The 8,782-nt window shown below is 70.8% G+C and carries 10 protein-coding genes; all 10 read right to left on the reverse strand.

Going from position 1 to position 8,782, the window contains the following annotated elements; translation table 11 throughout:
- Positions 1–9 precede the first annotated feature (9 nt).
- The 10 genes from VF647_10535 to VF647_10580 all read right to left on the reverse strand — a co-directional run bounded on the left by VF647_10535 (position 10) and on the right by VF647_10580 (position 8,315).
- Complete coding sequence (locus VF647_10535; protein ID HEX8452524.1) at positions 10–675, reverse strand: hypothetical protein; 666 nt, start codon at positions 673–675, stop codon at positions 10–12.
- Entirely contained in the window at positions 676–1,173 is a 498-nt protein-coding gene (locus VF647_10540) for a DUF6702 family protein (protein HEX8452525.1), read from the reverse strand. It lies immediately after the preceding gene.
- A 1-nt stretch (position 1,174) separates the two neighbouring features.
- Positions 1,175–1,777: a HupE/UreJ family protein gene (locus tag VF647_10545; protein ID HEX8452526.1), complete on the reverse strand. Its 603-nt coding sequence runs from the start codon at positions 1,775–1,777 to the stop codon at positions 1,175–1,177.
- Positions 1,778–1,784: 7 nt separating this feature from the next.
- Positions 1,785–3,092, reverse strand: a complete 1,308-nt coding sequence (locus tag VF647_10550) for a tetratricopeptide repeat protein (protein HEX8452527.1) — start codon at positions 3,090–3,092, stop codon at positions 1,785–1,787.
- A 153-nt stretch (positions 3,093–3,245) separates the two neighbouring features.
- Positions 3,246–4,523: a hypothetical protein gene (locus VF647_10555; GenBank protein ID HEX8452528.1), complete on the reverse strand. Its 1,278-nt coding sequence runs from the start codon at positions 4,521–4,523 to the stop codon at positions 3,246–3,248.
- A 142-nt stretch (positions 4,524–4,665) separates the two neighbouring features.
- A complete protein-coding gene (locus tag VF647_10560) occupies positions 4,666–5,286 on the reverse strand; it encodes a DUF4331 family protein (protein HEX8452529.1) in 621 nt (206 codons plus the stop codon).
- A 33-nt stretch (positions 5,287–5,319) separates the two neighbouring features.
- Positions 5,320–6,099, reverse strand: a complete 780-nt coding sequence (locus VF647_10565; protein HEX8452530.1) for a DUF4331 family protein — start codon at positions 6,097–6,099, stop codon at positions 5,320–5,322.
- Between the two features lie 323 nt (positions 6,100–6,422).
- Positions 6,423–7,298: an AraC family transcriptional regulator gene (locus tag VF647_10570; GenBank protein ID HEX8452531.1), complete on the reverse strand. Its 876-nt coding sequence runs from the start codon at positions 7,296–7,298 to the stop codon at positions 6,423–6,425.
- Between the two features lie 272 nt (positions 7,299–7,570).
- The gene (locus VF647_10575; protein ID HEX8452532.1) at positions 7,571–7,969 is read right to left on the reverse strand and encodes an AraC family transcriptional regulator; all 399 of its coding nucleotides are present in this window, start codon (positions 7,967–7,969) and stop codon (positions 7,571–7,573) included.
- Positions 7,970–8,057: 88 nt separating this feature from the next.
- Positions 8,058–8,315: a UBP-type zinc finger domain-containing protein gene (locus tag VF647_10580; protein ID HEX8452533.1), complete on the reverse strand. Its 258-nt coding sequence runs from the start codon at positions 8,313–8,315 to the stop codon at positions 8,058–8,060.
- Between the last annotated feature and the right edge of the window lie 467 nt (positions 8,316–8,782).

Here is an 8,782-nt window from a genome sequence, read left to right on the forward strand (position 1 = left end):
GCTGTTTTTTCAGCCCGGCAGTCTTGGGGGAGGCGTATCGATCCGCGCGGCCACCTGGTGCGGCGTCAGCGGAACCTGACGTGCTTGGCGGGGGCCCGCGCTCGTGGAGGGCACGGACATCGTGGGTGGGGCGAGATAGAATTTGGAGAGCGCATCGAGCAGCGACTCCGCGTCGGGAGCGGGATGCTGCCGGTGCGTGTGGACCCTGCCGCCGTGCTCGTGCGGCTGGTCCGGCGCGACGGATTGGGGCGCCGGTTCGGTGTCCGCGCTCGCGATCCGCGCATGATGCTCGGACGAGTGCGCGTGCTCGCCTGAGCTTACATGCGCGTGCTCGCGCTCGGCCGCGTGCTCGCGCGCATCCGCATGCGCGTGCTCGTGCGGGGTCGAGTGCTTGTGCTTGTGTGCGTGCGCGGCGGTGTGCTCGTGCGCGGGCGCAGGAGGCGGCTCGCGCGCGGGCGTGCTCGCGAGCGTCCCATCCTCGCGGAGCCGCAAGCCAATGGGGCGCTCCCAAGCCGCGTCCGGGCTTACAGGGCTGGAGTGCGCGGTCGCGAGGTGCATCCAGAGGAAGCCCGCCTCACCGATCGGAGTGCCCAGCAGCACCAGGAGGTACGCCAGCAGCAGCGGGAGGCGAGCAAGGCGCAGATCGCGCGGCGGCCGGCGGGAGCGCGCGGGCACTTACGGGATCGGCTTGGGGCGGTCGCCGGGGACGAACATCATCGTTTTGCGGCTCGCCGCCGTGCCTGCCTGCACCACGTTCACCTGGTCGTGGTAGAGCGAGAACTGGAGCGTGCTCAGGACGCGTGCGCCGCGCAGGCCGCCCGGCATCGGGCCGCGAAGGCACGCCCACACCACGCCACCCTGCGGACGGCTGCCGCACCAGCGCAGCGGCACGCGCGTCCCGTCCGGATTCCACAGCGCGAACGATGAGGCCACGTAGCGCGCAGTCGGGTCCTCGGCCGCGCGCGAGGGCGGATTTGGATGGCCCGCGACACCCCGCGCGAGGTCGTCCGCAAAGACGCGCACGTTCACCGTCACCGCGCGCTCGGCGGGGAGGTGCGTGACCACGGCGAGGGTGGTGTGGATGGGGTGCGCGGCGGGGCGGGCGGCGCCCAGCAGCGCCACCGCGCAGAGCGCCGCCAGGGCGCGTCCCCGCCGCATCCACCGAAGCGGCATCTTACCAGGGGCTCCGCTCGAAGGCCCACACCGTCGCGAACACGGCCACCACGCCGGAGACCAGCACCACACGCATCCGCTGCGGCGAGAACGAGCCCGGCTGCCGCGCCAGCGCGAATCCGCGGTCCAGCAGCGCGAAGCCGGCCGCGGCGATCGCGAGCACCACGAGCTGCCCCGCCTCGATCCCCAGGTTGAAGCCCAGCAGCGGCACGGCGATGTGGTCCACGAAGAGCTCGCGCAGGTAGTTGGCGAACCCCGCCCCGTGCACCAGCCCGAATACGCCGGCGAAAACCGGGCGGTAGCGGTTGGCCCAGGGTGCGCGCTCCCGGTTGGCCACCACGATGTTCTCGATCGCGGTGGCGACAATGGTCACCGGGATCAGGAACTCGATCAGGTTGGTGGGCAGGTTCAGCGCGCCCGTGACGGCCAGCGCCAGCGTGATCGAGTGGCCCACGGTGAAGGCGGAGATCACCCACAGCAGCTGCCGCCAGTCACGCCGGTGGTACACGGCGGCCAAGACCAGCAGGAAGAGGATGTGGTCCATCGCCGCCAGATCGGTGATGTGGCGGAATCCCAGGCGAAAGAAGACCAGGAGCTCGGACATCGCCCGTTTACCCTCCGATGGAGTCGAGGACGGCGCGCGCCGTGGCGGGGTGGCGCGGGTGGAAGCCGGGGTGGATCTCCAGCGCCTGCTTCAGGTAGCGGCTCGCGGCGGCGTCGTTCCCCAGCGCGCGCTCGATCATCCCGGCGTGGAAGAGGAGCGATGCGTCGCGCGTGCCCATGCGCAGCGCGCCGGCCATGGCGCGGCGCGCTTCCGGGAAGCGGCCCTGGCGGTACAGCGCCCACGCGAGCAAGTCGTAGCCGTACACGTCGCGGCGGGTGCGCAGGTCGGCGGCGGCCGAGGCGGCGATGGGCGCGGGGTCGCCGCCGTGGTCGAGCTGAAAGAGGCTCCACGCGCGGTGCATGGAGCCGCTCTGCTGGCTCGCGGCCACGGCGGCGACGCGCGCGTACTCGCGGGCCCGCACCGAATCGCGCATGGCGAGCGCGATCTCGCTCATCTCGGCGAGGATCATGGGATCGAGCACCTGCGCGATGGAGCGCTCGTCCAGCGCCAGCGCGCGCGAATGCCGGCCGCGCGCCACCTCCACCCGCGCCAGGCCGGCGAGGATGCGGTGATCTTCGGGGTTGATGGCCAGGCCGGCGCGATACGCGCGCTCCGCCTGGCGCAGCTTGCCGTCGCGCAGCTCCAGGTCGCCGCGGCGCATCTGGAACCACGCCATCTGCTCGCGCGGCAGGTCGCCGCGTACGAGGGCGTCGTGCGCCGCCTGGGCCAGCAGCTTCCTCGCCTCGTGCGTGCGGCCGCGGATCTCCTCCAGGCGCGCCGCGCGGGGGGCGACCGCCAGCGTCTTACGGGTCAGCGCGAGCGTGTCGAACGTGGCGATGGACGCGTCGTAGTCGCCCAGCTCCATCTGCACCTCGCCGAGCAGGGAGCGGTACGAGGGGCGCAGCGGCTCCTCGGCCACCAGCGCGGCGGCGATGTCGCGCGCTTCCCCGAAGCGGTGCTGCGCCAGGAGGCTGGACGCGAGGGCGACGCGCGCGGAGGCGTTGCGGCCCTCGCGCAGGGCGATCGACTCGCGGGCCACGGCCTCGGCGCGCAGGACGTCCTGGAAGTCGCCGGTACTGCGGCTGCGCTGCAGGTAGAGCGAGGCGAGGCGGGCGCGGTCCAGCGCGCTGAACGGGTCCTGCTTCGCCAGCATTTCGAAGAGGGCGATGTCCTTTTCGCGGATCTCCCCTTCGGCCGCCAGCGACTCGGCGGCGACGGGCGCGGCCCTGGCGTCGCGCGTTCCCCGGAGGACGAAGAGTCCCCCGGCTGCGGCGCCGGCCACGAGGATCGCGGCTGCTGTGGTCCTGGTCTTCATCGATTGCATCACCTTGCCGGGGGCGCGACGGACCCCGCCGCCGTGTTTCGGTGCGCGGCCCGCCCCACGGCATCGTGAGACGGACCGCCTTTCCATCGTCCTGCGCGGACGCGGCACCTCGCCGCGCCCGGGCCCAAATCCATCACCGCGGTGCTACTCGCCGCGGACGCTGCCCGTCTTGACGTCGGACTGGTACGGCTGGAACTCGCAGCCGGGACGCACCGGGACGTACACCACGTCGGGACGCGTCTGACCGGGCTCGGCAAAGAGCGGTACGCCCATGTACTCGCCCACCCGCGTAACCTCGGTCACGCCGAGCACGCGCGGCAGGCCGTACTTGACCAGTCGGCGGCGCTGGAACACCAGCGGCTGGTTCTCGATGTACCACGGCGCGTTGGCCGCGTACTGCGCACCCGTCGGATGGGCCGTCGCGAACGGCTGCCCGTTGACCGTGGTGTCGCCCGTGGTCGGGTTGTACTGCACCGACACGTTCGTCAGGTTGCCGTCCTGCACCACGCACACCTGAATCGGCGGCTCCTCGGTCATGGGCGGCATCGGCTGCACCACCGGCGGCTCAGGCATCGGCGCCACCGGAGGAACCGTCGGGGGCGGCACCATCATCGGGGCCTCGAGCTGGTTGCCGAACATCGCCTTGAGGCCGATCACCACGCGCGTGGTCACGGCGGTGCGGTCGTCGGCGATGCGAACCGTGCTCCCCGTCGGCCGGGTGATGGGGCCGATGAAGCCGTCACCCACGTGCACCGGCGAGTCGTAGACGTGCGCCGCGATCTCGCCGAAGACGCCCAGCATCTCCGAGAAGCGCAGGAGGTCGATCCCCGCGCCCGCGGTGCCCTGGCCCACGGTGGCGTTGTCCGGCTCGTAGCTCAGGCAGGCCGCCTGCAGCAGCGTCCCCGGCTCGCACCCGGGACGGTCCTCGCCGGCCAGATCCACCGTCAGGCCGCCGCCGCCCGCGAACAGGTAGACGGAGCGGTACCAGTTGCCGCTGCGGATGAACGGCCGCGCGGCCAGGTTCACGTCGTAGAAGTAGCTGTTGAGCGCGTACGCCTGCCGGTTGCCCGCTTCGTTGAAGATGTCGAAGAACCCATCGCTCAGCGACGGCACCCGCATCGGTACGTAGGCGCCGTGCAGGCGCAGGCCGAACATCGGCGTGGCCCAAAAGGTGGCGTGCGCGCCGAACGCGGGCGCGTAGCCGGGCTTGAACACCTGGCGGTCGTCGTTCTCCGTCGGCGTGTCCGTGCCGTTCAGAACGATCGTCCTGCTCTCGTACCACCGGCTCGTCGCCGAGCCGCCCGCGTACACGCCCAGGTCGAAGCGGCTGGCCCGCGGCGTTCCCATCTCCTGCGCCCCCGCCTGCCCCGCCGGGGCCGCGAGCAGCGCCGCCATCGCGGCGGACCTCCATGTAAGCTTCATCTATTCACTCCCTCCTCTTGCCATGTTTGAACGTGGTGGGGCGCGCCGGAGCCGCCGCCGTCATCCGTGCCCGTGCCGAGGCGCGATGATGGAGCACGGGGGTCGCGTCGGCCTTCTAGGCGGCGGCCCGGCGCTCCTTCCATCAGGGGTTGGGCGCGGCCACGTACGGGAAGGTGGTAAGGTCCGCCTTCGTGTCCGGCACGTTGTCCGTCACCAGCCCGGGGCTGTTGTTGGCGTTGTTGCCCAGGGCGTTGCCAAAGATCACGCTCAGCCCCTTGTCCACCGCGTCGTCGCCGTCCAGCTTGCGGCCGCCGTAGCCGTTGGCGGGGTCCAGCGCGTGGGTGAGCCACCCCACCGTGGCCGCGGTCGCCACGTTGGCGGAGGTCACGCCGGGCGCGCGGTCCATCCGCACCACCAGCATGTCGGGGAGGAGGGCGTCGGCCACGGCGCCGGCGTAGGCGGCGTCGCGCCCGGCCACCGTCGTCATGAACGACACCAGGTCGTCGCGGAACTCCGCGCGGCTCTCGGACGGGATGATGTTGTTGTAGTGCGGGTGCTCCCGCTTCTCCACGAACACCTCGCTCACCAGCGGGTTGGCGAGGTACTCGATCTGGTCGAACGTCGTGGTGGTGTTGCCGATCCGGACGGTGTCGCGGACGGTCACGGTGACCACGTCGGTAATGGTGCGCGTGTCTTCGTCGTCGCATGCCCCCACGAGGGCGGCGGCGGCGAGCACGGCAATGGCTGCGAAGCGCATCTTCATCTCTCGATCTCCTTTATCCGTTTCGTCGTAGGATCAGCGGCTGACGGTCGCCCACACGCCGATGTTGTTGCCACCCGTGGCGCTGCGAAGCGCCGACTCCGGCAGCTCCACCACGATGGCCATCGAGTTGAAGGGCGCCAGGAAGTCCACCGCGGGGCCGCGGGTCGCGTCGAACGGGCCCGGGTTGGCGATGGAGGCCGGCCGGAACGCGTTGGCGGACTTGGTGATCGTCGACGCCGGCCCGCGCGACGGGCGGCGGTCCGGAAGGATGCGGAAGAACTGCTCGAGGTCGATGTAGAACGGATCGTCGCGCGGCCCCGTGAAGAGCTGCACCTGCGTGGCGCCCGTGCCGCTGGTGAGGGTGCCGCCCATAGCGCCCACGATGTCCGGCGTGCTCTTGGCCACCCGGTTCAGCATTCCCTTCGTCGTCGGCACCACCGGCCCGAACATCCCCACCTGCTGCCCGCCCCCGGTCGCCGCGTCGTCGAACTGGAACTGGATGACCAGGTCCTCGATGGCGTCGCCGGTGTTGTCGATCTTGATCTGGTACAGCGCGTTCGGGTCGAAGCGCGCGGCCGACGTGCCGGCCGGCGTGATGGGCGACTGCGTGGTCATCACCAGGGCCACGCGGTCCGTGGTGCTGCCGGGGAACACGTACACGTCGTTGATGTCCAGCCGGGGGCTGAGCTCTACTTCGGGTGTGTCCTGGTGGTCCGATCCCACCACCTGCCTTACTCCGGCCACCGTGGCCACGGACGCTGCCGCGAACAGCAGCGCCGCGGCTCCGCGTCGGGCCGAGAACGACATCCTCATGGGGGTCCCTCCCTGCTGGTTGTTGATTCCGGCGGAGCCAAGCGCTCCGGTGCCGGGTCCTGCGTTGCCTTCCAGACGGGTGGCTGACGGCCGGGCTGAGCGCCGTTCAACGTTCCCTTCCAGATAGCTACGCCGCCCGTCCGCGAGTGGATCTCTCCGGCCGAAAATCAGAACAGCAGGGGGCTCGCGCGGAGGCGCGGAGACGCAGAGAGAGCACGCGAAGTTCTCTCTGCGTGTCCGCGTCTCCGCGTGAGGCAAAACGACGCAGAGGCCCGGAGAGATGGTCTCTCCGGGCCTCCGTTGTGTTGGGACTGCGGTTCAGGTCAGACGGTCGCGAGCTCGGTGTCGTGCTCGGACCAGGTGTCGTCGCTCCACTCGGGCGCGCCGCGGGTGTTGCGGACGTACGCGCCGGGCGTGACGCCCACGTTGCGCGCGAAGTAGCGCGTCAGGTGGCTCTGGTCCGCAAAGCCGGCCTCCAGCGCGGCGCGGCTGATGGAGACGCCATTGGCGAGAAGGGAGCGGGCCGTGGCGATGCGAAGCTGCGTGTGGTACGTGTGCGGCGGGACCCCGAAGCGCTTGGCGAAGGCACGCAGCAGGTGGAACTTGCTCAGCCCCGCCGCCGCCGCCAGGTCGTCCAGCGACACCGCTCGCCCGGGCGACTCGTGCAGCAGGTCGCGCGCGCGGAGGAGGGCGGCCGAGCTCGGATCGGCGGGGGCCGGGCGGGGGGCGGGCTCCACGAAGCGGCGCAGCACCTCGTCCAGCACCAGCGCCAGCCGGCACTGCGCCTCCAGCACCGAAGCATCGCGGTCGAGCGCCGCGTGCAGGGCGGTGATGGCGCGGAAAAGTGTGGCATCGGAGGTACAGGCGGGACGCAGATGCACCGGCTCCACGCTCCCGCCACGGTAGCGCGCGAGCACCTCGGGGGCCACGAACAGCACGCGGAAGGAGGCCGGCCCGTCTACCCGGCGGTCTGCGTGGACCTCGCCGGGCTCCATCATCAGCGTGTCGCCGGGGCGCACGGGGTGCGTCTCCTGACGGTAGCGGTACTCACCCGTTCCACGGTAAACCGTAGTCAGGGCATACACTTCGTGGTACCAGCGCCAGAGGCGGTGGCTGCCGTCCACCCGCATGACCTCCACCCCCGGGAGAACCGCGGGGCGCCACACCCGCACCTGTTCTTCCAGCACCTTGCTCGCCACCGCGCACCTCTGCAGAGTAGACCGTTCCGACGCCTACGGAGCGCCGCCGTACCGGGGCGGCCCGCAAATTGGCGGCCAATTGTATGGCGTGAAACTGACGTTTACTCCGGGCGCTGTATGGGCGAAGGTGCGGGAGGGTGACGGCGTGTCGCCGCACCCTCCCGCACCCGTTCCGGCGCCGCCGCTCCACCTGCCCCATGCGGAGCAAGATCTTTATCCACAGCCGCTTTCGCCGCTGCTACCGCCTCAGCGGATGCCCGGCGCCGCCCTCTCTACACCGCGGCCGCGACGAGGCCCGGCCGCTCACGCGCGTAGCGTCCGGGCGTGGTGCCGGTGAAACGCTTGAAGTGGCGGCATAGGTGGCTGGCGTCGGAAAAGCCGGTGCGCACGGCGGCGTCCTGCACCGAGGTGCCGTCGCGCAGCATCTCCATGGCGCGGTCGACGCGCACCCGGTTCTGGTAGGTGTGCGGCGGAATCCCCACGGCCTCGGTGAAGCGGCGCGCGAGGTGGAACTTGCTCACCCCGGCCACGCCGGCGAGCTCGTCCAGCGGCACGTTGCGGATCCAGTGCTCATCCAGGTAAGCGCGGGCACGCGACACGTAAGGCGCGGCGCGGCCATCGCCATCCGCTGACGGCGGTGTGTTACGGGGGGCGGCGTCGATCATCGGCATCGGACGGAAGGAGGGGCGCGCAAGAACCGGCGTGCAATTTGTCACTCCGCCTTCCACCGGTCTTGAAGAAAAATGCGCCCCGCCCTCCCTACACCACTTCCACCTCGTCGGCGTAGCACCAGCGCCAGCTCTCCCCCGGCTCGATGCTCTGCACGATGGGGTGTGTCGTCACGTGGAAGTGCTTCGTGGCGTGGCGGTTGGGCGACGAGTCGCAGCACCCCACGTGCCCGCACGAGAGGCACAGCCGCAGGTGAACCCACCCGCTCCCGATCTTCAGGCACTCCTCGCACCCCTTGCTGTTGGGGCTCACGTCGCGGATCTGGTCCGTGTGGGTGCAGCGTTGCATGGGAAGGCTCCGGGAAAGGGAAGTGCGTGGGGAGAGGGGCCCTCACCCCCGGCTCGTTACACTCGCCTGCCCCCTCTCCCGATAACAGAGGGCTCCGCCCTCTGTTATCGGGAGAGGGGGCTTGGGGTGCGTGGAGGGCCCCCTCCCCCCGGCCCCCTCCCCCGCCTGCGGGGGCGCAGGGCGGGGGAGGGGGAGAACTCCGTGTCACGATGCTCAGATCCGGAAGGGGGCGATTCCATCGCGCCGGGACCATGGCTACGCACCTCATCTGGCGGCGCACGAGACGGCTTCAGCCGTCTTCGCGTGGTTCCAGCCGGGGGCTTCAGCCCCATAGGCGTTAACTTAAGGCCTTAAACTTCTTGATTTCAAGGAGTTGCATCGTCCGCTTTCGGGGTGGCTCTCGGAGCCTACGCCGTACTTCGCGTCCCCGCTCCAGCAGCACGCTGGGCAGGCAGGGGAGCGCGACC

This window comes from Longimicrobium sp., from assembly GCA_036387335.1.
GTDB lineage: Bacteria > Gemmatimonadota > Gemmatimonadetes > Longimicrobiales > Longimicrobiaceae > Longimicrobium.

Coding starts and splice junctions, on each gene's coding strand:
- VF647_10540 (HEX8452525.1), bottom strand. CDS start 1,173: ATGCCGCTTCGGTGGATGCGGCGGGGACGCGCCCTGGCGGCGCTCTGC.
- VF647_10545 (HEX8452526.1), bottom strand. CDS start 1,777: ATGTCCGAGCTCCTGGTCTTCTTTCGCCTGGGATTCCGCCACATCACC.
- VF647_10550 (HEX8452527.1), bottom strand. CDS start 3,092: ATGAAGACCAGGACCACAGCAGCCGCGATCCTCGTGGCCGGCGCCGCA.
- VF647_10555 (HEX8452528.1), bottom strand. CDS start 4,523: ATGAAGCTTACATGGAGGTCCGCCGCGATGGCGGCGCTGCTCGCGGCC.
- VF647_10560 (HEX8452529.1), bottom strand. CDS start 5,286: ATGAAGATGCGCTTCGCAGCCATTGCCGTGCTCGCCGCCGCCGCCCTC.
- VF647_10565 (HEX8452530.1), bottom strand. CDS start 6,099: ATGAGGATGTCGTTCTCGGCCCGACGCGGAGCCGCGGCGCTGCTGTTC.
- VF647_10575 (HEX8452532.1), bottom strand. CDS start 7,969: ATGCCGATGATCGACGCCGCCCCCCGTAACACACCGCCGTCAGCGGAT.
- VF647_10580 (HEX8452533.1), bottom strand. CDS start 8,315: ATGCAACGCTGCACCCACACGGACCAGATCCGCGACGTGAGCCCCAAC.